The 24,033-nt window shown below is 41.5% G+C and carries 24 protein-coding genes; 18 read left to right on the top strand and 6 right to left on the bottom strand.

All coding sequences use genetic code 11. The features are described 5' to 3' along the window. From CD00_RS19370 to ltrA, 5 genes are all read left to right on the top strand, one after another. Positions 1 to 1,269 carry an FUSC family protein gene (locus tag CD00_RS19370; RefSeq protein ID WP_051594157.1) on the top strand — a complete coding sequence of 423 codons (1,269 nt, stop codon included), beginning with the start codon at positions 1 to 3 and terminating at the stop codon, positions 1,267 to 1,269. Positions 1,270 to 1,425: 156 nt separating this feature from the next. Beyond that, positions 1,426 to 4,005 (top strand): PEP/pyruvate-binding domain-containing protein, encoded by a 2,580-nt coding sequence (locus tag CD00_RS0110410; RefSeq protein WP_026655922.1) that lies wholly within the window; start codon positions 1,426 to 1,428, stop codon positions 4,003 to 4,005. 465 nt (positions 4,006 to 4,470) lie between these two features. Continuing rightward, a complete protein-coding gene (locus CD00_RS20175) occupies positions 4,471 to 4,629 on the top strand; it encodes a hypothetical protein (protein ID WP_207640484.1) in 159 nt (52 codons plus the stop codon). A gap of 212 nt (positions 4,630 to 4,841) precedes the next feature. After that, the gene (locus tag CD00_RS0110400; protein WP_207640483.1) at positions 4,842 to 5,240 is read left to right on the top strand and encodes a hypothetical protein; all 399 of its coding nucleotides are present in this window, start codon (positions 4,842 to 4,844) and stop codon (positions 5,238 to 5,240) included. A 591-nt stretch (positions 5,241 to 5,831) separates the two neighbouring features. Beyond that, complete coding sequence (ltrA, locus tag CD00_RS0110390; RefSeq protein ID WP_026655921.1) at positions 5,832 to 7,226, top strand: group II intron reverse transcriptase/maturase; 1,395 nt, start codon at positions 5,832 to 5,834, stop codon at positions 7,224 to 7,226. Between the two features lie 67 nt (positions 7,227 to 7,293). Here the strand turns inward: ltrA and CD00_RS0110385 are convergent, their stop codons facing one another. From CD00_RS0110385 to CD00_RS0110365, 4 genes are all read right to left on the bottom strand, one after another. After that, the gene (locus CD00_RS0110385) at positions 7,294 to 8,352 is read right to left on the bottom strand and encodes a hypothetical protein (RefSeq protein ID WP_026655920.1); all 1,059 of its coding nucleotides are present in this window, start codon (positions 8,350 to 8,352) and stop codon (positions 7,294 to 7,296) included. Positions 8,353 to 8,546: 194 nt separating this feature from the next. Beyond that, entirely contained in the window at positions 8,547 to 9,743 is a 1,197-nt protein-coding gene (locus CD00_RS18030; RefSeq protein WP_081811898.1) for a type II toxin-antitoxin system HipA family toxin, read from the bottom strand. Next, positions 9,730 to 10,014 carry a helix-turn-helix domain-containing protein gene (locus CD00_RS0110375; RefSeq protein WP_026655919.1) on the bottom strand — a complete coding sequence of 95 codons (285 nt, stop codon included), beginning with the start codon at positions 10,012 to 10,014 and terminating at the stop codon, positions 9,730 to 9,732. The genes CD00_RS18030 and CD00_RS0110375 overlap by 14 nt, the downstream gene beginning before the upstream one ends. A 348-nt stretch (positions 10,015 to 10,362) precedes the next feature. Next, on the bottom strand, positions 10,363 to 10,638 hold the full coding sequence (locus tag CD00_RS0110365; protein WP_026655918.1) for an HU family DNA-binding protein: 276 nt from the start codon (positions 10,636 to 10,638) through the stop codon (positions 10,363 to 10,365). 374 nt (positions 10,639 to 11,012) lie between these two features. On the opposite strand from CD00_RS0110365, the gene cysK reads away from it, so the two are divergent. The 12 genes from cysK to CD00_RS0110310 all read left to right on the top strand — a co-directional run bounded on the left by cysK (position 11,013) and on the right by CD00_RS0110310 (position 21,666). Next, complete coding sequence (cysK, locus tag CD00_RS0110360) at positions 11,013 to 11,948, top strand: cysteine synthase A (RefSeq protein WP_026655917.1); 936 nt, start codon at positions 11,013 to 11,015, stop codon at positions 11,946 to 11,948. A gap of 221 nt (positions 11,949 to 12,169) precedes the next feature. Beyond that, complete coding sequence (locus CD00_RS0110355; RefSeq protein ID WP_026655916.1) at positions 12,170 to 13,354, top strand: MalY/PatB family protein; 1,185 nt, start codon at positions 12,170 to 12,172, stop codon at positions 13,352 to 13,354. Positions 13,355 to 13,398: 44 nt separating this feature from the next. Beyond that, on the top strand, positions 13,399 to 14,589 hold the full coding sequence (locus CD00_RS0110350; RefSeq protein WP_051594156.1) for a trans-sulfuration enzyme family protein: 1,191 nt from the start codon (positions 13,399 to 13,401) through the stop codon (positions 14,587 to 14,589). Positions 14,590 to 14,732: 143 nt separating this feature from the next. Continuing rightward, positions 14,733 to 14,894 (top strand): YezD family protein, encoded by a 162-nt coding sequence (locus CD00_RS19860; protein ID WP_081670546.1) that lies wholly within the window; start codon positions 14,733 to 14,735, stop codon positions 14,892 to 14,894. 102 nt (positions 14,895 to 14,996) lie between these two features. Further along, a complete protein-coding gene (locus tag CD00_RS0110340) occupies positions 14,997 to 15,869 on the top strand; it encodes a radical SAM protein (protein ID WP_026655914.1) in 873 nt (290 codons plus the stop codon). After that, positions 15,862 to 16,239: a NifB/NifX family molybdenum-iron cluster-binding protein gene (locus CD00_RS0110335; RefSeq protein WP_026655913.1), complete on the top strand. Its 378-nt coding sequence runs from the start codon at positions 15,862 to 15,864 to the stop codon at positions 16,237 to 16,239. The genes CD00_RS0110340 and CD00_RS0110335 overlap by 8 nt, the downstream gene beginning before the upstream one ends. Before the next feature lie 120 nt (positions 16,240 to 16,359). Continuing rightward, a complete protein-coding gene (gene nifH / locus CD00_RS0110330; RefSeq protein WP_026655912.1) occupies positions 16,360 to 17,208 on the top strand; it encodes a nitrogenase iron protein in 849 nt (282 codons plus the stop codon). A gap of 19 nt (positions 17,209 to 17,227) precedes the next feature. Beyond that, a complete protein-coding gene (locus CD00_RS0110325; RefSeq protein ID WP_026655911.1) occupies positions 17,228 to 18,223 on the top strand; it encodes a PLP-dependent cysteine synthase family protein in 996 nt (331 codons plus the stop codon). A 44-nt stretch (positions 18,224 to 18,267) separates the two neighbouring features. Further along, entirely contained in the window at positions 18,268 to 19,743 is a 1,476-nt protein-coding gene (locus tag CD00_RS0110320) for a nitrogenase component 1 (RefSeq protein WP_026655910.1), read from the top strand. Between the two features lie 19 nt (positions 19,744 to 19,762). After that, positions 19,763 to 20,008, top strand: coding sequence for a nitrogenase component 1 (locus CD00_RS21190; RefSeq protein ID WP_330370396.1), 246 nt, complete (start codon positions 19,763 to 19,765; stop codon positions 20,006 to 20,008). 22 nt (positions 20,009 to 20,030) lie between these two features. After that, entirely contained in the window at positions 20,031 to 21,062 is a 1,032-nt protein-coding gene (locus CD00_RS18025) for a nitrogenase component 1 (RefSeq protein ID WP_330370395.1), read from the top strand. 115 nt (positions 21,063 to 21,177) lie between these two features. Beyond that, positions 21,178 to 21,666, top strand: coding sequence for a hypothetical protein (locus tag CD00_RS0110310; RefSeq protein ID WP_026655909.1), 489 nt, complete (start codon positions 21,178 to 21,180; stop codon positions 21,664 to 21,666). Between the two features lie 44 nt (positions 21,667 to 21,710). Here CD00_RS0110310 and CD00_RS20680 read toward each other — a convergent pair whose 3' ends face one another. Both CD00_RS20680 and CD00_RS19365 read right to left on the bottom strand, forming a co-directional pair. After that, a complete protein-coding gene (locus CD00_RS20680) occupies positions 21,711 to 21,908 on the bottom strand; it encodes a hypothetical protein (protein ID WP_034462074.1) in 198 nt (65 codons plus the stop codon). A gap of 31 nt (positions 21,909 to 21,939) precedes the next feature. Continuing rightward, positions 21,940 to 22,773, bottom strand: coding sequence for an alpha/beta fold hydrolase (locus tag CD00_RS19365; protein WP_242838958.1), 834 nt, complete (start codon positions 22,771 to 22,773; stop codon positions 21,940 to 21,942). 308 nt (positions 22,774 to 23,081) lie between these two features. On the opposite strand from CD00_RS19365, the gene CD00_RS0110300 reads away from it, so the two are divergent. After that, positions 23,082 to 24,029 (top strand): ABC transporter substrate-binding protein, encoded by a 948-nt coding sequence (locus tag CD00_RS0110300; RefSeq protein WP_026655908.1) that lies wholly within the window; start codon positions 23,082 to 23,084, stop codon positions 24,027 to 24,029. Positions 24,030 to 24,033: the final 4 nt, after the last annotated feature.

Genomic DNA, 24,033 nt, shown 5'->3' with positions numbered 1-24,033 from the left:
ATGAAAATTGAGAGAGTACATCTTCCGCACATAGGGCTGAGGATAATAAAATCAGCGGTGGGAGTGCTTATCTGCTTTGTGATATATTTTTTGCGAGGTAAGCAGGGAACACCGTTTTATTCTGCACTTGCGGTACTTTGGTGTATACAGAACCAGACAAAGAATACTGTAAATAATGCAATCCAGCGCACTATAGGCACATTTATAGGAGCGGTGTACGGACTTATTTACATATTGCTTAAGCAGAACGTATTCAATTTCGGAGACAGTTTTTTACACTACTGTATCATATCACTGGCACTGATACCTATCATCTACACCACTGTTGTTATAAAGCAAAAGAAGGCGTCGTATTTTTCCTGTGTAGTATTCTTAAGTATAGTTGTGAATCATTTGCTTGATGAAAATCCTTATATATTTGTACTGAACAGATCGCTCGATACCCTGATCGGAATATTTGTGGGGCTGATCCTTAACTCAATTTCTTTGCACGGAAAACTTGATAAAGAAACGCTGTTCGTTGTAAACATGGACAACTCAATGGACGGATTGGCGGGCGGAGTAACTCCTTACAGCAAGGTCATTATGAACGGAATGCTGGAAAAAGGGATGAACCTTACGTTTATGACGCTCAGAACTCCCGCGGGATTCCTTGAAGGGATGCCTGATATAAAACCTGCACTTCCGATAATCGCGATGGACGGAGCGATATTATATGATGTAAAAGAGAACAGATATCCCAAGGTGTACATTATTTCAGCCGAGCATGCAGGCGAGATTGAGAAGTTTATCACTGAGCGTGGGTTTAATATTTTTACGACAGTTATACTCGAAGATGTCCTTATTATCTATCATAGCGAGCTTGTTAATGATGCGGAAAAAGATATTTATGAGAAGATGCACAAGTCGCCTTACAGAAATTATCTTAATAAACAACGTCCCGACGATCACGCCGTTGTTTATATGATGAGCATAGACAAGACGGAAAAGATAGAGAAGCTTGTAGGCGAAATAAAAGAGAGCGACGTATATGATGAACTTAAGATTTTGTCATATCCTTCGCGTGAATATAGAGGTTACTCTTACATAAAAATCTATAACAAAAATGCTTCCGTTAAGAACATGAGAGATTATCTGATGAATGCGGAAGAATTTAAGAAGGTCGTGACTCTTAGTGACAATGAAAGAAATAAAGCGGATTATAAATATTCGTCCTGCGATGAGATGGTGCGGAAGATGCGCAGGTTGTTTTTCAATTCGAAAATGTAATACATAAAAAGTATCTCGTGTGGTATTATTAATTTACAGAGGCAAAGGCGCCAAAGAAATTGGTGGTCTTTGCCTTTTTCTTTTGATTGCTACTTAACAAGGTTTTAGCGAGCTTATTGGAGCTTGTTGGTTTATCTTTGAGCGGAGGTACTATCTATGGCGGCATTTGACAGAGTATTGTCCGGTATACCCGAGATGGACGAAGCGCTTGATAATATCAGGCTTGGCGACAACGTCGTTTTCAGAGTTTCCGAACTATCGGAGTTTAAACTTTTTGTGGATCCTTATGTTGAGCAGGCAAAAAAGGATAAGCGGAACATTATCTATTTTAGATTTGCAACGCATGAGCCGCTTGTGGAGGACTGTTCGGAAGTTAAGACTGTGAAGGTTCCTCTTTCGCACAGGTTCGAGACATTCACGGTCGAGATTCACAACATTATAGAAAAAGAGGGTAAAGATGCCTTCTATGTTTTTGATTGCCTGTCGGAACTTCAGATAGCATGGGCGACAGACCTTATGATGGGCAATTTTTTCAGGGTGACATGCCCGTTTCTGTTTATTCTTGATACAGTAGCTTTTTTCCCCATAATCAGAGGGAAACATTCATTTTATTCCATTAACAAGATTCTTAATACAACACAGCTTTTTCTTGATGTGTATTCCGATTCAAAAAATGTATATGTACGTCCCGAGAAGGTATGGAACCGCGATTCCGATACCATGTTTCTTCCGCATATTTACAGGAAGGAGGACGGATATTTCAGGCCGATTCTGGACGGTGTGCAGAGTAGTCGTTTTTATCAGCTTCTTGAAAATTTCCAGCGCCCCGGAGAGGATCAGTATATTGATTTCTGGGATAAGTTTTTTAACACGGCAAAGTTTCAATATGAGAGCCGGATGAACATGGATGAGTCCTGCGATATCATGTGCAAGGTAATGATGACGCGCGATGAGAAGATGAGACTTATGGTAAAAAAGCACTTTAAGCCTGAGGATTATTTTAATGTGCGAAGTCATATGATAGGCACCGGACTTATCGGAGGAAAAGCGTGCGGAATGTTGCTTGCGCGTGCCATTATAAGGAATATGGCGCCTGATGTTGACGAAGTGCTTGAGCCGCATGATTCATTCTTTATAGGATCGGATATTTATTATACGTATATTGTGGATAATGATTTCTGGGATATCAGAGTTCGCCAGAGGACTGATGAAGAGTATTTCTCACTTGCGGATGAGTTCGCGGAGAAGCTACGGACAGGCACGTTTGCAGAGGACTTACGGACGCAGCTTAGGCATATCCTGGAATACTACGGTCAGGATCCTTTTATCGTGCGATCGAGCAGTATTCTTGAAGATGGATTCGGTAATGCTTTTGCTGGCAAGTATGAATCAGTTTTTTGTGTGAACAGAGGAACACTGGAGGAGAGGCTTGAAGAATTTGAAAATGCGATTAGGGCGGTTTATGCAAGTACCATGAGCTTATCGGCGCTTGACTACCGTAAGAGGCGCGGACTTGATAAAAGAGATGAGCAGATGGCGCTTCTTGTGCAGAGAGTTTCTGGCTCGTATTACGGGCAGTACTATATGCCGTGCGCTGCGGGAGTTGGGTATTCCTACAGCCCGTACAAGTTCCTTGCGGATATCGATCCTCAGGCGGGAATGCTAAGGCTTGTAATGGGGCTTGGAACATCCGCAGTCGACAGGACAATGGGCTCGTACCCACGCCTTGTAAGTCTTGATATGCCTGAGGCGACATCTTGTGTGACGGTTGCGGAGAGGCATCAGCTCTCACAGAGAGCTGTGGAAGCTGTTGATGTGACGGAGCATGAGCTCAAGAGGCTGGAGCTTCGGGATATTGAGAAGAAACTTCCGATGTATTTGATCAATACTTTACTTGAGCATGATTATGAAGTTGAAGGTTCGCTGAAGGAAAGAGGAATCCTTCGCGATGTAAGATTTATTTCCTGCAGAGGACTTGTCAGGAAAGAAGAGATAATGGCACGGATGCAGAAGCTAATGAAGTGTATTCAGGATGAGTATGAGCATCCCGTGGATATCGAGTTTACGATAAATCTGTCGGAGACGGGAGAGTATTCGATAAACCTTCTGCAGTGCAGGCCACTTCAGGTTTCGAAGGATACGGGTAGTGTTACTGTTCCTCAAAATGTGGATAAAGACGAGATTTTGCTCGAAAATGTGGATTCATCAATGGGACTTTCAAGGAGCGTTCCGATCGATCTGATCGTATATGTCGATCCAAAGGCTTATTACAACCTGCCTTACGCGGATAAGCCTAATATCGCGAGCATTATTGGCAAGGTCAATTGGACATACAGAGACAAGGGAAGACATATGATGCTGATAGTCCCCGGGCGCATCGGAACATCGTCGCCTGAGCTTGGCGTGCCCACTACGTTTGCGGACATAAGCGAGTTTGAAGCAGTGTGTGAAGTTGAAGAAAAAGAAGCCGGCTACAATCCCGAGCTATCCTACGGAAGTCATATTTTTCAGGATCTTGTTGAGGCGGATATACTCTATACTGCTGTGTTTAGCGGTGAGAAGACGGTTGTTTTTGCACCTGAGAAGTTTGCGAGGTTTAAGGATATTACGGCAGAGTTCTGTGATGATTTGGGAGTTGCCGGCGATTCAAATGTTGTGAGTGTCTATGACTTGAGCGATTCAGGTTGCATGCTCTACTACAACCTTGAGGCGAACCACCTGATGTTGAAGATGTGATTGTTGGAATGGCTCTACGGGCATGGAGTCTGGAAATCGATTTGTGTCCGTAGAAATAAGAGATTCTGGGAAGAGTTCTACGGGTATAGAGTCCCAGGAATCGTTTTGTGTCCGTAGAAATAAGAGATTCTGGGAAGAACTCTACGGGCATGGAGTCTGGAAATCGATTTGTGTCCGTAGAAATAATCGATTTTGGGAAGAGTTCTACGGGTATAGAATCCCGAAATTTGACTTGCTCACGTATAAATAGCTGAATGTGAGAAAAAGTTTACGGACATAAAGGTTGTAATTGAATCTGAGTAACGTAGGGGGAAAGAGCATATTTTTGATTACTAAGCTATATCTCTGAAGAAAAAATATATAGAAAGATTTAAAGGATGACCCAGATAAGAATTGCGATATGAAACTATTTATCTGGAAAACTCATGATAGAAGTCGGAAAACGCAGGATAGATATTAATGCTATTGGTGATTGTATTAACAGGGGGCAAAAAAGAAGCAAAAGACGTAACTGAAGGAGAAATGGCTACGGGAGAAAAGTCTTTAACTGCGGAATCAGAGCCTTATGACGTGGGCGGATGTCTGGGAGAAAAGAGTTATTTTGCCGAAATAACATGCAATTGAACAAGATGATAAAGAAACAGTACAGCTTTTTCCTTGTATAATAAAATTCCATATGCATATCATAAAGTTATTATATTCTTGCTTTTCCGTCATTTTAAGAACTATCGAATGTTAGGAAAAGAATATTACTAGTGCTGCTGTCATCAAATAACTCGACTTATTTGGTGACAGTAGCACTAAGATGATGAGAGGTATGATCAGGCATTATGGGTATGGCAGTAAGAAGCAAGGAAATTATTTACGACACAAGAATTGACGGAAGGGAGATTCAGACAGACGGTGGAAACAAAGTGACGTTTACCGGCAATTATTTCTGGTTAAAGACAGAAGGATTTTTGGAAGAATTAAACGTGTATTTCTTTGTGGATATCGACGGAGAAAAACAGGTAATCGAATGGAATAAAGGCGACAGTGGCGAAGGTTGGTATTTGCGCCGTTGGAAGGAAAGAGGAGAAGAAAAATCTTCATCACTTGATTCGTATATTTACAAGATGATCTATTCCAAAATGCCTGAAAAAGAAGGACAGATCTCAAAGCCTGAATGGTTATTTTTTGACAGCGGATCTGAAGAAAGCAGAACTTTCATTAACATGTTGGAAAATTTGAAATGATTAATGGCGTATTCGCGTTTGGGAATTTTAGGGATTTTTTGGCGTAAGCCAAATATGAAAAAGTAACATATATACAGAAGGACCGACGTATCTACATGGGTACGTCGGTCCTTCGTTAAGTGCGCCTAGCGGCGCACGTTTCTAACGGGTTAAAGTCCCGAATCCGCCCGGTAGTGGGAAGGATATAGCCGAAAGCAAGGGTGTCCGTCGTGAGGCGGAATCTGAAGGAAGCTGGATGTGAGGAACATACTAACTCATGGGCAAATCTCTGGTCTGACGAACAGAAATCTCATACGAGGTTATGCATGAGGGTAAGGCTGCTTAGCAAGTCGAAGCCCAATAACTACACGGAATCATGCATGATAAATGAGGCAGATGGATGGAGTGGAAGAAACGTGTGGTACCTAGGGAGGTCTGCATGAAATGCTCCGAAAGGAGTAACCACCGCACAAGGCAACGAGGCGGTGCTGAACATGCAGAAGTCAGCAGAGGTCATAGTAGGGACATGGATATGGAAACATGGACATGTTAACCGAAGGACCGAATCAGTAGGAGTCTTAAGTATGACCGAGAAAGGAGGAATGACCTTTAATGGCAGAAAACATTGATAATAATGGCTGTTCGCAAAGAGATAGTGCGGAACACGAAGGGTATGCGAAAGCGTCTAGGTCGTTCAATCGGATATGGAAAGAAAGAGACAGTGCACAGCCGAAGCTCTTGGAAGCGATACTGTATAAGGATAACTTTAACAGAGCGTATAAAAGAGTTAAGGCAAACAAGGGAGCGCCAGGTATTGATGGTATGACCATCGAAAAGGCACTTCCGTACCTTAAGGAACATCAGCAGGAGTTAACTGACCGCATATACCGCGGCAAGTATACTTCATCGCCAGTCAGGCGAGTTGAGATTCCAAAACCAGATGGAGGTGTGCGTAAGCTTGGCATACCTACCGTGATAGACCGAACACTCCAACAGGCAATAACTCAACAGTTAGTGCCAATCTATGAACCATTGTTTGTGGAAGGAAGCTACGGCTATCGCCCAAACAGAAGCGCAAAGGACGCTATACAGAAGGCAAAAGAATACGCAGAACAAGGTTACACTTTTGCAGTAGTCTTGGATTTATCAAAGTATTTCGACACCTTGAATCATGAAATTCTTATCAATCTCCTCAGAAGGAATGTGAAGGATGAACGTGTAGTTCAACTAATAAAGCGTTATCTGAAAAGTGGGGTAATGGAAAATGGAGTGGTCATTGATACTGAAGAAGGTTCGCCGCAAGGTGGGAATTTATCTCCACTTCTTGCGAATATCTACCTCAATGAGTTCGACCAAGAGTTTCTGAAAAGGGGTGTGCCCTGCATAAGATATGCAGATGACATCGTTCTTCTAGCGAAAAGCAAAAGAGCATCAGAGAGACTCTTGGAAAGCAGTACAAAATATCTCGAAGAGAAACTGAAGTTAACAGTAAATCGAGAGAAAAGTCGTACGGTCAGCGTGTTTGCAATTCAAAATTTTAAATTCCTTGGCTTTGCATTGGGAAGGAACGGAAGTGGCGTTTTCGTCAGGGTTCATCCAAAGTCATTGAAGAAGTTCAAGTCAAAGCTGAAAGATTTATCTTCCCGTAAGTCTGTGCAGTCCATCAAACCTAGTCTTGAGAAAATCAAGGTATATGCGAGAGGATGGCTTAACTACTACGGTATAGCAAGCATGAAGTACAACATAGACGAAATCAATGGATGGCTCTATCACAGAATACGTATGTGTATATGGAAACAGTGGAAGAAGCCAAAAACTAAAGTACGCAATCTCATAAAGATGGGCGTGCCCAAGGACTTGGCGCTTATGGCTGGTAACAGTCGGCGCGGACATTGGTTTACCACACATACAGTTGCAGTCAACATGGCAATGACAAAAGAAAGACTGATAAACAGTGGCTTCTATGATTTAGCCACAGCCTATCAGTCTGTGCACGTCAACTATTGAAAGCGCCGTATACCGAACGGTACGTACGGTGTTGCGAGAGGACGGCGGTTAGTCACCGCCTCCTACTCTATTGAGTCAGTTCATAATCAAGCTTTTTCCAATCCGCTGTTTTGCCATTTTTTATTTCGGCTGTAAGGCCTTCCGATTTTTCTCTGTCAGAGATTATTTTATCAGCGTCACTTAATGGAAGTGTGGGCCAATCGTTATCCTTGAATTCATCGAGATATTTTTTGAACACATCGTCAGATTCACCACGCGGAAATTTGTCATATCTATAATCTGGATATCCATTTTCATAATCAATGTCAGATGTATCATAGTTGTCTTTTGCCAGTGTATATACAGCATCTTCAGAAAAACCAATATCGTCCTCAGTAAATTGAATCAGAACTACATAACTTTTATCGCTGTCATAATAAGGTTCATCTTTATATTCAACAGTATAAAGAAAATGCCATTTAGAATCGCTCCCAACAAAGCTTTTGTCATAATATTCTGATGTACCGGAACCACCGCCGGAACAAATATATCCAAACTCATTTATAAACAGATTACGTCTGCATGTTGCAACAGTAGAGTAAATAGTCTTCAAAGATCCATTAAAATCTTTGAGAATTAGTATTTCAGTATTAGAGTCAACCTGATTAGGCATACATATTTTTAACAGCAGTTCTTTTTGACCGTCATTACCGCAGTCTATTGATGCATATTCGATTGAGTCAAATTCTGTACCTGTAAAACCTGATTCTGACAGTTTATCCAGTATAGAGTTTACGAGCTCATCTAATGTAAAATCTTTTTTCGTACTTGTAATTTTATAATCGTCATCCGGAGCCCATGGATTTACAAAGTCATTTTCAGGATCTATATGAACTTTTGTCTCGCCTTGAAGAAAGCTGGCATAAATTTGGGCAAGTTCTTGGCCTGTATATAAATCTTCCGTTGAAGAGCTTGTCGCTGATTCATATTCATCCTCTACAGTAGCATCTATCATAGATTCTACTATAACTTCATCATTAGTTTTAGAAGCGGTTGTAACACTCGCATCATTTTGTTTTGTATCCTCTTTAGCGCACGCCGTAACAGTTACTAAGCATAAAAGTATTGCAAAAAATCTGGTTCTCATATATCTCCAATCCATTCCAAGTAATCATAAAATACAGTATAGTCATAATTTATTGCAACTATTATCACAAAGATTTCACAGTAGTATCGAAGATTGAAATATATAATAAAAATTGGCTGTCGTTTCAGATGATTGATCAAATCACCTAGAACGACAGCTTTTTTTTGCAAGCAATTATTATATGTGTACCTGATTTATTTTGAGACAGATATTTCAGAGATACGTTCTCTAAAAGGTATATGTTCCTTGTTGTTCTGACTTTGAGCAAGGTATTTGTCCAAAACTTTTACTTTGGAGTTTATTTCATCATAACAAGCTGTACAGAATTTCTTGGGTAATCCGGCGTCTGAACCCACTTTGACGATATCGGATTTAGCTATTTCACGGCCTTTGCCGTTTACAGATGTTGTATGCTCGCCCCAATAGGTATCGCTATATGTAAGGTCGTATGCAGGGGCCAGTTTCCAGCTATGTAAATCGGTATGTATAAATGAAAAGTTTTTGGTATGATCGTCTCTATTATGCGTGGCAACATTAAAGCACATAATTCTGTATAGCTGTTCTTTATCAAAAGCTGTATCTTTTGTAAGTGCTCTTGCTAATTTGAAATAAGTTTCATAATCGCAAGAAGGAGCACGAAAATCCGCTTCCAAGAGGGCTGCAAATGTGATTGTAAAAATTTTTTCTCCGGCTTTTCTGTCAAATCTCTCTGTTTTAAAATATCCGTCACATACCGATGAAGAAATAAGCGCTGTTTCTGACATGGATATTCCACAGTCTTTTGCACATAAAGAATAATCATATTCGCATTTACCGCTTGTTTCGGGATCGTTTTTTGAAGGAAATTTCACTATCCATTCCCTGTTGTCTTCGGAAAGAAGTATTTTTGGGCGGGTTCCTCCGCTTGATCCCCCCATTTTATACAGAATATCTAATTGGTCGGAATTTTTGGACGATAGAATATTTGCACATTCCTTTGCTATTGTATCGAAGTCTAAACCTGTATTCTTGTAATCAAAATCGGCCTCTTTTGACGGCATATATTCAAGGGCGCCCATACCACTTTTTCCGACATATGCAAGTCTTTCCAACGTGGTTATTTCGCCTCTTTTTATGCCAATTGATTCCAGGTACCTATCTAAAAGTAAGTGCCCCCAACTATCGGGGAGACTGTCAGCAAAGACACCGAACAGTCCACCAAAACGATCCAGTGATCTTTCATTGGGTACAAAGACATCATTTCGAAGCGGAAGCGAAAAAGGACTGATGGAAAAGCCATTTTTTTGCCATTCGCTGTCATACTGGAATGCAATTCTTTTATCGGGAGTTTCGGCAAGAGTGCCAACATGTTGACTATGATAATAAACATCCAGAGTCTTATTTACTTGCATTTATTACCTCCTCAATGCTGGTGTAAACAGGTTCGGAAAATAAATTGTTTATTTCTTGTATCAGTCCAAGCTCCATAGTCAGTTTTATAAAAGATTCAAGCGAAATCTGTCCGGTTTTCTCAAACTTGCGCAAAGTGGCATAACTTACATTGCTTCTTCCGGCAAGTTGTTTTTGTGTAATCTTTTTCCTTTTTCTAACGCTTTTGATCTTATTTGCCAATCTAAGGGCAACATCAGACGGCGTATCCCATAAATAATTTGTATAATCCATAATGGTATCCTCGTTTTATATGACCACACTTTTTTGCTATTATTATAGCATTTTATAGCGAAAACCTCAATAAATTGACATTATAGTAGCAATAATAAATCACACACTCATCATACGCCTCATCATACGCATATAATGGCAGAGAAGTAGAATGGAACTGCAGTGAAGATTCTATTGTAGAAACTATGAATGAATCTAAGTCTAAGCCCGGAGTCGGTTCGTTCATTGCAGCATGTGCCGGTATACTTGTAACTATTACAGGCTGCGGTATATATACAATAAAGAAAGTAAGGGAATAAGATTAAAGCCGGAAATCATCACGATTTCCGGCTTTATAAGCATTACTTATTATTCGTTTACAATATCCTTCAGAGCTTTACCTGCTTTGAATTTAGGTGCTGTAGAAGCAGGGATATCAATCTTTTCACCTGTCTGGGGGTTCTGTCCAACTCTTGCAGCTCTTTCTGTTGTCTCAAATGTTCCAAATCCAACGATCTGAACTTTACCTTTGTTTGCAAGCTCATTTGAAACTACTTCGATAAAAGCTTTAACTGCCTTCTCTGATGCTACTTTTGTAAGATCGGCCTCCGTAGAGATTGCCTCAATAAGTTCTTCTCTGTTCATACTTTTGAACCTCCTTAATGCTTTTTCCATCACTAAAATCACTTAAGAAACGTCGTGACTAAGGAATAATAATACAATTGGCGGGCGTTGTCAATTTTTTTATAACGAGAAACGGCATAAATACTGGGGTTTAAACCATTAAGCCAAGATATGTTAATGAAAAAATAAACATGTATACAAATAGACAAAATGCTCACATCAGTATCCATGCGCATCTTGGCTGTTTTTCAATTAGATTATGTATTGTAATAAGCAAAGTTTATACTCCGCTATAAGTATTCCTTAATTTTCACCTAAGTACCCTTATGCTATGATTCAATCATCAAAACAAACACGAACCAAAATAAAAATGAAATATAAAGGAGAAATGAATCATGGCAGACATCAAAGAAAGCGCATTGGAACTTATCGGAGGAACACCTCTTCTTAAACTTAACGGATATAGCAAGAAGGTTGGAGCAACAAATGCAAATATCCTTGCAAAGCTTGAGTACTTGAATCCCGCAGGATCTGTAAAAGACAGAGTAGCACTTAGCATGATCGAAGATGCTGAGAAGAGCGGAAAGATCAAGCCCGGAGCAACAATCATCGAGCCTACAAGCGGAAATACAGGTATCGGACTTGCAGCAGTAGCAGCAGCTAAGGGATATAAAGCAATCCTTACACTTCCCGACACGATGAGTGTTGAGAGAAGAAATCTTCTTAAGGCATACGGCGCTGAGATCGTTCTTACAGAAGGCGCAAAGGGTATGAAGGGAGCGATTGCCAAGGCAGAAGAACTTGAAAAAGAGATTGAAGGTTCAGTAATTCTCGGACAGTTCGTTAACCCTGCAAACCCTGCAATCCACAAAGCAACAACAGGTCCTGAGATCTGGGATCAGACAGACGGAAAGGTTGACATCTTCATCGCAGGTATCGGTACAGGCGGAACAATTACAGGTGTAGGCGAGTATCTCAAAGAGCAGAATCCTAACGTTAAGGTTATTGCAGTTGAGCCCGCTACAAGCCCCGTTCTTTCAAAGGGTGAAGCAGGACCTCACAAGATTCAAGGAATCGGTGCAGGTTTCGTTCCTGAGACACTTAATACAAAAGTTTATGATGAAGTTATCGCAATTGAGAACGATGATGCATTTGCAGAAGGCAAGAACTTCGCAGTATCAGAGGGTATCCTTGTAGGTATCTCATCAGGTGCAGCTCTTAAGGCAGCTACAATCGTTGCGGCAAGAGAAGAGAACAAGGGAAAGAACATTGTTGTACTTCTTCCCGATTCAGGTGACAGATATCTTTCAACACCTCTTTTTGCGAACTGAATGATATAGGCGTCATAAGTCAATAATGCGTACATGCTTGCATGTTAAGCATTCATTGACTTCGTATATCATTCACATTATAAAAACAACTACACTAGCAGACCGCCGGTGGTCATTTCCACAAAGCGATCAACATACAATTATATTATTGAACTGACTAATATGAGACCGCTTGTCATCATACATGATGAGCGGTCTCAATTTAAAAAGAGGTAATTATCGTGAGTAAATACGATTTTGATAAAGTGACAGACAGGCATGGAACAAGCAGCCTTAAATATGATTTTGGAATGGAAAGAAGGAGGCGCGACGATCTGCTTCCGCTCTGGGTTGCGGACATGGACTTCAGGCTCCCCGACGAAATTCTTAATGATATAAAGGCGAGAGTAGATCACGGCATATTCGGATATACCGATCCAAAGGAAGACTATCAGAAAGCAGTATCAAGCTGGTACAGCAAAAGACACGGCTTTGAGATAGAAGGAGATTGGAATACTGTAGTGCCGGGAATCGTGTACGCCATCGCGATAGCGGTCAGAGCTTTTACACAGCCCGGTGAGAGCGTGATAATTCAGGAACCCGTATACTATCCGTTCAGAGAGACAATCGATCTTAATAAAAGAAAAGTTGTGAACAACCAGCTTGTATATAAAGACGGACATTACGAGATTGATTTTGAAGATTTTGAGAAAAAAATTGTTGATGAAAACGTAAAGTTGTTCTTACTTTGCAGCCCTCACAATCCCGCGGGACGTGTTTGGACAAAAGAGGAACTCATAAAACTCGGTGATATCTGCGAAAGGAATAACGTCACGATATTTGCGGATGAGATTCATTCCGATTTTGTATTCAAAGGATATGAACACACATCGTTTATCACACTCGGAGAGAAGTACACGAAGAATCTGATTCTCGGAACTTCACCGAGTAAGACTTTTAATATTGCGGGACTGCAAATCGCAAATATAATAATTCCGAATGAATCTGTAAGATACAAATTCAGAAATGAAAATGATGCCGGAGGATACAGTCAGTGTAATGTCATAGGACTTACGGCAACGAAGTCATGCTATGAAAAAGGCGGCGAGTGGGTTGATGAATTAATCGCTTATCTTGAAGGAAATCTTGATTACATCAGGTCTTTTGTAAAAGAGAAACTACCGAAGATAAAGTTGATAGAGCCTGAAGGGACATATCTTATCTGGCTTGATTTTGCAGGTGCTTTTGATAACTACAGAGAACTTAGAAAATTTATAGAAGATGAGGCGAAGCTCTGGCTTGACGGAGGAGTGATATTTGGAAGAGAGACGGTTCTTTTTGAAAGAATTAATATAGCGAGCCCTCGAAGCATTATTGAGCAGGCAATGGAACAGCTCTATGATGCATACAGTAGAAGATTTGGCTGATCTGATTAGTTTTTTCTTAAATATATACATCAGGAGGAGTTTTTGTGAGTACGGAGAATGACTGTAAGAAACAAGAAGAATACAGCGTGGATACAAAGTGTCAGTTAAATGATGCGCGGCTAAAAGATATCTGGGGAGCTGTCAGCTATCCGATTTATCAGACGGCTACATTTGCGCATAAGGGACTTGGTGAGAGCACGGGATTTGATTATACGAGAATGCAGAATCCCACAAGGCAGCAGCTTGAAGCTGTTGTAGCTCTTTTGGAAAACGGAAAAGATGCGATAGCTTTTGCAAGCGGAATGGCTGCGGTTGCGGCTGTGATGGAGCTCTTTTCACCGGGAGATCATTTCATAATCGATTCGGATCTCTACGGAGGAAGCGTAAGACTATTTAATGAGATCAGCAAAAAGAACGGTCTGACATACACGACGACCGATTTAAGCAGCGAAGATGTGATCCCTCTTATAAAAGAGAACACGAAGGCTGTGTATCTTGAGACACCGACCAATCCTATGATGAATGTCACGGATATAGAGGAGCTGGCGAAAAAAGTCCATGAGAGAGGACTCATCCTCATTGTGGATAATACTTTTTTGTCACCTTATTATCAGAACCCGCTCGACCTGGGCGCGGACATAGTGCTTCATTCGGGAACAAAGTTCCTCGGAGGGCACCACGATACCATAGGCGGTTTCGCAATCGTCAAGGATGATGAGATCGATGAGAGGCTTCGTTTCATTTACAAGACGACAGGCGCGGGACTAAGCCCTTTTGACAGCTGGCTTATCCTAAGAGGAATCAGGACGTTGTCGGTAAGACTTAACAAGGCTCAGGAGAATGCTTTTGCGATCGCGGAGTATCTTAAGAAAAACAAGCATGTAACGAAAGTAATTTATCCGGGGCTTAAAGAGCATCCGGGGTATGAGATCATGAAGAAGCAGGCAAGAGGCTTTGGCGCGATGCTTACTTTTGAAGTTGATTCTGCCGAGTTTGCAAAAGAGATCCTTGCAAATGTAGATCTTATCTATTTTGCGGAGAGTCTTGGCGGAACGGAGACACTTATAACATATCCGATCACGCAGACACATGCGGATGTTCCCGCAGACGTGCTTGAAAAAAACGGCATCAACGATCGAATTCTCAGGCTTTCTGTAGGAATAGAAGGAACGGAAGATCTTATAAGTGAATTTGAAAGAGTATTTGAAGTGTCAGAAAAGAATACTCAAAAATAGAGGGTTAAGAATTTTTTATACCCTGCTATAAATTTTTAGTGTTTTACAACAACGCTACGCTAAAGCATAATGCTAATAACATCAATGTGTAAGGCAAAACACATAGTATTAAATAATCTGTTAAACAGCGAGGAGATAAACTTATGGCAAAGGTAGAAGTACCCCTGACAAAAGAAGTTGATGCTGCTGTTTTGGAAGGGATAATTGATAGCATCAAAAGTTTACAATATGGCACGGTCACGATCACGGTTCATGATGGCAAAGTAACTCAGATTGAGACCAGTCGTAAACAGAGATTCAGTTAAGAGAAACTACCGCAGTTTTGTCGAGGTCGGTTTGAATGTCTTTTGGCGAACGAGGTGATAGCGGAAGTTTCGCGTTTTATATTTTTGTAGGAGAAAAAGAGAATGGCTAAAACGTATGAAGAACTTGAAAAGAATCATCCGTGCTTTGGCGGATGCAAGTTCAACGCAGGCAGAATTCACCTTCCGGTGAGCCCAGGATGCAATATCGCGTGCAGATTCTGCGACAGAACGATAAATGACGTTGAACAGCGCCCCGGAGTAACGTCCAAGATAATAACTCCCGATGAAGCAAATACGTTTATTGATAAGGCTCTTGAGTTTGTACCTAATATTAAGGTTGCGGGAATCGCAGGCCCGGGAGATACTCTGGCAACAGACTATGCGTTTGAGACTTTTAAAAAAATCGGTGAGAGTCATCCGGAACTGCTTAAGTGTATGAGTACCAACGGACTTCTTCTTTATGAAAGAGCCGATGAACTCATAGAAATAGGAATAGATACACTTACGGTTACCGTTAATGCCGTAGATCCGGCGATTGAGGCAAAACTCAATGAATATGTCATTTGGCACGGCGAGAAGATCTACGGAGAAGAAGGCGCCAAGATACTTATTGAGAACCAGCTAAAGGGAATCAAAAAGGTAGCAGATGCAGGTGTTACGGTCAAGATAAACACGGTTCTCGTACCCGGAATAAACGATGAGCATATAGCTACCATCGCGAAGACGGTAAGAGAATTGGGAGCGATAATCTACAACATAATTCCGCTCATACCGCAGCATCAGCTTAAAGATATACCAAAGCCCACTTGCGAGCAGATAGAAAAAGCAAGGAGCGATGCGGAACAGTATATCAAGGTATTCAGACACTGCGCACACTGCAGAGCCGACGCAGTAGGAGTACCCGGCGTATCAGAGTACAGTAAGCTCGTATATCAGAGCAGATTAAATGTAAGGAACACTTTTTCACATGGATAAAGCAGTTTACAGAGTTGCACTCGCATCTACGGACAACCGATTTGTGGACCAGCACTTTGGAAGAGCTGAGAGCTTCCTTATAGTAGATGTCGATGAAAACGGTGATTATGAAGAGATTGAACAGCGATTTGTGAACCCCGTTTGTATGGGCGGACATCATGATGCTGCTGAATTAAAAAGAGGAGTAGACGGAGTTTCCGATTGTAATTTTGTTCTGGCAGCCAGAATTGGAGACGGAGCAAGAGGAGAGCTTGAAGAACGAGGTATTGCGGCATTTGAAATGCCTGGGCCGGTTTCGGAAGCGATAAGGAAACTTGACGGATATCTTAAACTACTTCAGGAAATGAACAACAACATAAAAGGACAGTAATGAAGCTGACCGGACAACCGGAGGTTTTGTGAATTTGATCTATTTGATCATTTTTCGCATGCCTTTTTTTATTGCCTGTTTTACGGGTAAAAAATAAGAAGAAATGAGGAGAAAGAAAAAATGGCAGAACTTAGGCAGATTGCAATTTACGGAAAAGGAGGAATCGGAAAGTCTACAACAACACAGAATCTTACAGCAGGACTTGTTGAGCACGGTAAGAAAGTAATGGTTGTTGGTTGCGATCCCAAAGCGGATTCAACAAGACTTCTTCTTGGAGGACTTGCTCAGAAGACGGTTCTTGACACTATCAGAGAAGAAGGTGAGGACATCTCACTTGATCGTATCATGAAGGAAGGCTTTGGCGGTACAAAGTGCGTTGAGTCAGGCGGACCTGAGCCCGGCGTAGGATGTGCCGGAAGAGGTATCATCACTTCAATCAACATGCTTGAGAACCTCGGCGCATATACAGAGGACCTTGATTATGTATTCTATGATGTACTCGGTGACGTTGTCTGCGGTGGTTTCGCAATGCCCATCCGTGAAGGTAAGGCAAAAGAAATCTATATCGTAGCAAGTGGTGAGATGATGGCTCTTTATGCCGCAAACAACATCTCAAAGGGTATTCAGAGATATGCAAGAACAGGTGGAGTAAGACTTGGCGGTATCATCTGTAACTCAAGAAACGTTGACAGAGAGCTTGACCTCTTAAGAGCATTTTCAAAAGAGCTCGGAACTAAGCTTCTTTACTTCGTCCCCAGAGATAACGTAGTTCAGCACGCTGAGATCAACAAGAAGACAGTTATCGAGTACAAGCCCGATTCAAACCAGGCTCAGGAGTACAGAAACCTGGCACAGGCAGTTATTGAGAATAAAGATTTCGTAATTCCCACACCCATGACTCAGGAAAGACTTGAGGAAATCCTCATGGAGTACGGAATGATGGAACTTTCAGACGACTACAAAATTTGATCACTAGGAGGATTATGGTATGTCAAACGTATATAAGTCAATTACAGAGCTCGTTGGAAGAACACCTCTTCTTGAGCTTTCAGGATTCGAAAAACATCACGATTTAAAGGCAACGGTTATCGGTAAGCTTGAATATTTTAATCCCAATCAGAGCGTAAAGGACAGAATTGCCCTTTCAATGATTGAAGAAGCTGAGAAGAGCGGAAAACTTAAGCCCGGCGACACTGTTGTTGAGACAACAAGCGGAAATACAGGTATCGGACTTGCAGCAATAGCGGCTGCAAAGGGATATCCTTTCAGAGTTTATATTCAGGATCAGGTTAGTAAGGAGAGATTCCAGGTAATCCAGGCATTTGGCGGAAAGACAATTAAGCTTGGTGATGAGCCTGTTATCGCTAAGGTTCTTGAGGAGACAGGCGGTGACTTCGTTGCTGCGATCAAGGCACTCAAGGAACAGGTTCTTGATAAGGAAGAGAATGTTGTATTCCTCGATCAGTGTTCTAACCCTGCAAATCCTGCAGTACATAAGAGAACAACAGGACCTGAGATCTGGGAAGATACAGACGGAGAGGTTGATATCCTCGTTGCATGCGTAGGAACAGGCGGAACAATCTCAGGAACAGGTGCTTACCTCAAGGAAAAGAATCCTAACGTAAAGGTTGTAGGTGTTCAGCCCGGACCCAATTCACTTCCCGATAAGGATAAGAATCAGCCTGAAGAAGAGATCACGGGAGTACATCCTTTTGAAGGTGTTGCTGAAAATCTCATTCCTTCAACACTTGACAGAAAGATTTATGACGAATACATCGAAGTTGAGGCTCTTGAAGCATTTGAAGCAGCAAGAGAAGTTGCGGCAAACGACGGTATCCTTATAGGTACATCATCGGGAGCAGCTCTTTATGCAGCAAAGAAGCTTGCGCAGAGACCTGAAAATGCAGGAAAGAAGATTGTTGCAATTTTCCCTGATACAGGACTCAGATATCTTTCAACAAATCTTTTTGCAACAGAAAATTAAGGAATGATGATTAATCCATACTTTAAATAGGAGAAAAAGATAAAATGGCAACAAATTTAAATAACTCCAATGTAGCTACAAGAGAGAACCGTATCGGATCTATTACAGGCTACATCGGTTCACTCAAGGATCTTGCAAGCCAGAGTGAATGTGGAACTTTGAAAGGGTGTTCAAGATGCTTTTCGCAGTCTAGCTCATGTCTTTCAAGCTGTGCACTTGGTCAGCTCTCTGCCATAAGAGATATTGCTATTATTCATCACGGTCCTGCGGGATGTTCCGTTGCGGCAGCAGGTACATATTACCTTGATAAGGTTATGGCCAAAAAACGTGGTGTAACAAATAACACTGTTTACGTCGGAACCGATATGAACGAGAATGATACGATATTTGGCTCTACATCTACGCTTCGCAACATCATCGTTGAAGTAAACAAAAGATATAGCCCAAAGGCAATTTTTGTTTCAAGTTCCTGTGCAACAGGTATCATTGGTGAGGATATCGATAGTATCGTCGATGAGTTAAAAGAAGAGATCGATGTGCCTATCGTTGCGGTTCACTGCGAAGGATTCAAGTCAAGAATCTGGGCTACAGGTTTTGATATCGCAGATCACGCGGTACTTCAGTCAATTGTTCAGCCTCCGAGAGAAGGTGTAAAGAGCAACAAGATCAACTTCAAGAATTTCTATGAGAGTGCAAGACCTGAAATCATAGAGATGTTCAAGAACTTTGATCTCGAGCCTACATTCCTTTACTGTAACTCAACTGTTGAAGAGCTTTCACATATTTCGGAAGCTGTTGCCACAACATGTATCTGCGGAACACTCGGAAACTATCTAGGAAACGTACTTGAAGAAAAGTTTGGTGTTCCTTATGTAAGAAGCATCAACCAGTGCGGTATCGTAGGATTCGAAGCATGGCTTCGTGAGATCGGTAAAGTTACCGGAAGAAGTGAGAAGATCGAGAAGTACATTGAAGAGCAGCGTGCAATCTATCTTCCCAAGATTGAAGAAGTCAAGAAAGAACTCAAGGGACTTAGAGCAGTACTCGGCATGGGACCCGGTTATACTTTCGAAGTATCCCGTGTTCTTAATGAACTTGGAATTGAGGTTGTATGGGCACTTGCATGGCACTATGACAAGAAGTATGAGAACGGAGACGTTCCGCCTTCAATGAAATATCTTTTGGATAACAATATTGATTTCGAGGCCAGTGTTGCCGATCAGCAGAATTTCGAGGTTATGAATATCCTCAACAAATATCAGCCCGATCTGTATCTTTCAAGACATCCGGGTTCAACCGTATGGGCTATCAAGAACGGAACACCTTCAGTGTATGTTGCCGATGAGTATATGATTTTCGGTTACAAGCACACATTGGAATTTGCATATTCCATACTCGATAGCATCAGGAACAGAAGCTTTGAAAAAAACCTCGCAAAGAGAACAAAGCTTCCTTACACGGATTGGTGGTACAAGCAGAACGTAGGAGCTTTCCTTGTGCAGGAAAAGGACAAAAAATGATTCACGGAGGCTGATATAAATGGCAAAGTTACTTGATAAACAAAGATATAAGTGTGCACTTGGCGCGATGCAGACAGTGCAGGCAATAGAGAGAGCCATTCCGATCCTTCATTCGGGTCCGGGATGTGCGCAGAAGCTTTCCGACGGAAACGGAAGCAGCGGATATTTTTCACCAAATATTTTCCCCTGTACCAGTATCAACGAAAAAGACGTTGTATTCGGCGGTGTAAAAAAAGCTTCATTCAACAATCGAGAATTCGCTTAAGGTCATTGATGCAGACCTCTATGTGGTTCTTACAGGTTGTATTCCTGAGATCGTAGGTGATGATTCGGGTGAAGTCGTATCTGAATTTGCAGATGCGGACAAGCCTGTAATTTATGCTCCGACAGCGGGATTTAAGGGAAACAATTATAAGGGACACGAGCAGATAATCGATGCGATCATAGATCAGTATACAAAAAAGACTGATAAGAAGGAGAAGGGTCTTGTAAATATCTGGGCCGACGTTCCTTATCAGGATCTTTACTGGCTCGGAAATTTAAGAGAGCTTGAGAAGCTGTTAAAAGAGATCGGGCTTACACCCAACACTATCTTCGGATATCAAAGAGGAATCAAGAATATAGACAAGATTGCTTCGGCTGAGTTTAACCTTCTTATTTCTCCTTGGGTTTCTGTTAAGAACGTAAAGAAGATGGAGAAAAAGCTCGGTATTCCTTATCTTCATTACAGCACACTTCCTATCGGAGCTTTCGAGACAAGTAAGTTCTTAAGGGAAGTCGGAAAGTTTGCGGGAGTGGATGAAAAGAAGGTCGAAGACGTAATAACAGAGCATGAGAATTATTACTACTACCTCATCGAGAGATTTGCGGATCTTTTCCTTGAGAACCGTGTAATCAACAAGCAGTTCTCTGTTGTAGCGGATGCACAGTACGCTCTCGGAATTACCAAGTTCCTTACAAACGATCTCGGACTTGTTCCAGCAAAGCAGTTTATCACCGATGATACGCCGAAGGAATACAGGGAAGCTATTACCGAAGAATTCAAGAAGCTCAACTACGGACTTGAAGCTGAAGTTGTATTTGAGACAGACAGCTACAAGGTTCATGAGCAGATAAAGAGTCATGACTATCACGGATATCCGCTGGTTCTCGGTGGTTACTATGACAAAGAAGTGACGGAAGACTTAAAGGGTAACTTCCTCAATATCTCATGGCCCGTTAAGGACAAGATTGTTCTTAATGATGCAATTGTTGGATACGATGGCGGTATCAGACTTATTGAGGATATCTACACGGTAGCTTCACAGAGGTTCAACTAAAGAAATATTGATCCGGTCAGTGTTTCTCCAATAAATAATCACAGCGACAACACAGCTTTTGATCTAACTAATCTGCCTAAAGTTCGTGTTTATAAATAATAAGAGGAAAAAAGCGATGTCATATTTGATTGCTGTCGCAACATCAGATGCCAAGGTCGTTGACCTTGGCTTTGGTGCTGCTAAGGGGTTCCATATCTACGAGGTGGAAGGAACCGAATATAAAGAAAAAGAATACAGAGAGTTTGCGGAAGAAGAGATAAGTTCCGATGTGCAAAGCGGTTGTGGCGGACAGACTTCCGGATGCGGTGACACGAGCAATTGTGGAAGTCCGAGTGGAGGTTGCGGCGGAACCGGGGGTCACGACGGCTGCGGCGCCGGTTCACGGAGTGGCTGCGGCGGAAGCGACGGAGCTCTCAGAAAAGTCAATCTCATCGCAGATTGCCGAAGCCTTGTCTGCAAGAAAATCGGTTTTCAGGCTCAGAAACAACTTGAAAAGAAAGCTATCGCAGGTTTTGATGTAGAGTGCAGTGTCGATGAAGCTCTCACCAAGATCGCAACTTATTTTGATAAGATCGATAATCACGTGAGCCTTAGAAGAGGATGATTGACGGATAAGTGAGTTTAGGAGTCGCTTTCCGAAAGTGAAGATTACTTCTTTCCCATTCGATTTGCGATATCGTGAACATATTCAGAAAATTCCTCGGATCTTGATTCAAGAAGTCCGTGTGTGGCATTTTTCATAACGTACATTTTCTTATCGGGAGCATTTACCTTTTCAAAATACTCACAAGCCATATCGTAATTAGTCTGGTAATCCATGTCGCCGTTTATATTGTAATACGGCACTTTGTAGTCATATTTTCCGCTAAGCGAGCACTCATAAAGACCATGTGCAAAAAAAAGGTATATATGGATCCATCGAGATTGCAATATTTTTTACATAGCCGATATAGTCTTTTACCATGTAATTTGGATTAAAAAGAATCGTCGCAACTATATTGTAATCTCGACCATCTTTCATCATCCCATAACCGTACCTGTCCATTATTTTACTTCTGGCGGCCATGGCTTCAAGGCTATCAGCGTTATCAGGCGACCATTTTTCAAGAAGAGCCTCTCCTTGCGCATCACCATTCGTCCACTCTTTTGCTGCCGCATAGAGTCTTAATTCATTCTCATAAATGTCTATACATTGTCCTGTTCCGATAAAAGCGTCGTAGTACTGCGGGTATTCCAATGACAGATTTGCGCCGAACATAGATCCCCATGAATGCCCAAGCAAAGTTATTTTTTCTTTTCTCATATAGGATAAAAGAAACTCAGTCATTGCCTTGCCGTCAGCCATCATAATATCCTTGGTTATCTTATCCGAAATGTTTTTCTTATCAAAGCTCTTTCCAACATTCCTCTGATCCCACGTAACGACAGTATATACGTCACTCCACTTTCGGGTAAAAGAATAATCTACGGGACTTGTCGCAGATCCCGGCCCTCCGTGCAGATACAAAAGAACGGGATTGTTTATGTTTTGTCCATAAATGTTTATCCATTGCCTGCTTCCGTTTATATCAACGTAAAAAGATTCATTTATCCCGCCTTTCGGTGTTCTCTTATTTATTCCCATTCCGACAGATCTGACAACAGCTAAGATTATTATCATTGTTGCCAGAACTATCAAAATTTTTTTTGCTGTTTTTAGCGTTGCTTTCATGCTTTGTTCTCCCAATAATCGATTATTTTAAAAAATGCTTTTTATCTGCATTGGTTATATTTTATTGGGAATCCAAAAGAATTATAATATATCATTTGCACAATCCGGACACTATATTTTTTTCCGTATTGGAAAATTCATATAATAAAGAACCTATGGGACAGCAGTGCTTGGGAATAAGCAAAGTTTATACTTCACTATAAGTGTTTCTTAATTTTCACTTATATTTGCGTGTGATATTATTCAATATAATAAAATTACCTATTGACCTAGTGGGTGAAAAGACATTATAGTGGAGGATAGTTATTATGAAAAAACAATTATTACTGACAATACTGATTGGAGCAGTGCTGACGCTGGCAGGATGCGGAAGTTCCAATGGCGCAAGTGCCAAAGCAGCAGGCAGTGCCAATGCCGGAGAAACCGTGAAGATAGCATATCTTCCCATAACACATTCACTCGCTGTATTGGAGGAGGCTGAGGAGCTTGCAAATAATGAAAAAGTGAATGTTGAGCTTGTTAAGTACGGTTCCTGGCCGGAACTGCTGGATGCTCTTAATTCGGGAAATGTAGACGGAGCATCGGTTCTTATAGAGCTTGCAATGAAGTCAAAAGCTGAGGGCGTAGGAATAAAAGCTGTTGCACTGGGACATAAGGACGGAAATGTTCTCATCGTTTCAAATGATGTTAAAGACGGCGCCGATCTTAAAGGAAGAACAATAGCTATTCCTCATCGTCAGTCATCGCATAACATCCTGGTAAATGATGCACTTGCAAAGAATGGACTTACGATCGATGACATAAATGTCGTGGAACTCGCACCTACAGAGATGCCTTCGGCACTTGTCACAGGAACAATAGACGGTTATTGCGTTGCAGAGCCTTTCGGTGCGGTAGGTGTTTCTACGGGAAAAGGAAAAGTTCTGTATACCTCCGAAGAATTGTGGGAGGATTCGGTTTGCTGCGCACTTGTTTTGACAGATGATTTTATAGACAAGCATGCGGACACAGCCAAGGCATTTGTCGAGGGATACAAAACAGCGGGAAATAATCTTGATGCTGAAACAGCCCAAACTGTTGCAGAAAAGTACCTGAAGCAGAAAGATGATGTACTTGAAACATCTTTGAAATGGATTTCTTATGATGATCTGGATATCACAGAGGAGCAATATAACAAGCTGACCGAGAAGGTTAAAGAATATGGGCTTTCAGACAATCCACCCGCATATGCTGATTTTGTAAAGACTGATTTTTAATATA

Source organism: Butyrivibrio sp. AE3003 (assembly GCF_000686065.1).
In the GTDB taxonomy this organism is placed as follows: Bacteria; Bacillota; Clostridia; order Lachnospirales; family Lachnospiraceae; genus Butyrivibrio; species Butyrivibrio hungatei_A.
This window is presented reverse-complemented; position numbering and strand designations above follow the sequence as displayed.

Excerpts from the sequence above, each read along its gene's own strand:
- CD00_RS0110365 (WP_026655918.1), bottom strand. The coding sequence starts at position 10,638 with ATGAACAGAGAAGAACTTATTGAGGCAATCTCTACGGAGGCCGATCTT.
- CD00_RS0110300 (WP_026655908.1), top strand. The coding sequence starts at position 23,082 with ATGAAAAAACAATTATTACTGACAATACTGATTGGAGCAGTGCTGACG.
- CD00_RS0110335 (WP_026655913.1), top strand. The coding sequence starts at position 15,862 with ATGGATAAAGCAGTTTACAGAGTTGCACTCGCATCTACGGACAACCGA.
- CD00_RS0110310 (WP_026655909.1), top strand. The coding sequence starts at position 21,178 with ATGTCATATTTGATTGCTGTCGCAACATCAGATGCCAAGGTCGTTGAC.
- CD00_RS0110400 (WP_207640483.1), top strand. The coding sequence starts at position 4,842 with ATGGCAGTAAGAAGCAAGGAAATTATTTACGACACAAGAATTGACGGA.
- CD00_RS0110410 (WP_026655922.1), top strand. The coding sequence starts at position 1,426 with ATGGCGGCATTTGACAGAGTATTGTCCGGTATACCCGAGATGGACGAA.
- ltrA (WP_026655921.1), top strand. The coding sequence starts at position 5,832 with ATGGCAGAAAACATTGATAATAATGGCTGTTCGCAAAGAGATAGTGCG.
- CD00_RS0110320 (WP_026655910.1), top strand. The coding sequence starts at position 18,268 with ATGGCAACAAATTTAAATAACTCCAATGTAGCTACAAGAGAGAACCGT.
- CD00_RS0110385 (WP_026655920.1), bottom strand. The coding sequence starts at position 8,352 with ATGAGAACCAGATTTTTTGCAATACTTTTATGCTTAGTAACTGTTACG.
- CD00_RS19365 (WP_242838958.1), bottom strand. The coding sequence starts at position 22,773 with ATGAAAGCAACGCTAAAAACAGCAAAAAAAATTTTGATAGTTCTGGCA.
- CD00_RS21190 (WP_330370396.1), top strand. The coding sequence starts at position 19,763 with ATGGCAAAGTTACTTGATAAACAAAGATATAAGTGTGCACTTGGCGCG.
- CD00_RS0110375 (WP_026655919.1), bottom strand. The coding sequence starts at position 10,014 with ATGGATTATACAAATTATTTATGGGATACGCCGTCTGATGTTGCCCTT.
- nifH (WP_026655912.1), top strand. The coding sequence starts at position 16,360 with ATGGCAGAACTTAGGCAGATTGCAATTTACGGAAAAGGAGGAATCGGA.
- CD00_RS19370 (WP_051594157.1), top strand. The coding sequence starts at position 1 with ATGAAAATTGAGAGAGTACATCTTCCGCACATAGGGCTGAGGATAATA.
- CD00_RS19860 (WP_081670546.1), top strand. The coding sequence starts at position 14,733 with ATGGCAAAGGTAGAAGTACCCCTGACAAAAGAAGTTGATGCTGCTGTT.
- CD00_RS18030 (WP_081811898.1), bottom strand. The coding sequence starts at position 9,743 with ATGCAAGTAAATAAGACTCTGGATGTTTATTATCATAGTCAACATGTT.
- CD00_RS0110340 (WP_026655914.1), top strand. The coding sequence starts at position 14,997 with ATGGCTAAAACGTATGAAGAACTTGAAAAGAATCATCCGTGCTTTGGC.
- cysK (WP_026655917.1), top strand. The coding sequence starts at position 11,013 with ATGGCAGACATCAAAGAAAGCGCATTGGAACTTATCGGAGGAACACCT.
- CD00_RS0110325 (WP_026655911.1), top strand. The coding sequence starts at position 17,228 with ATGTCAAACGTATATAAGTCAATTACAGAGCTCGTTGGAAGAACACCT.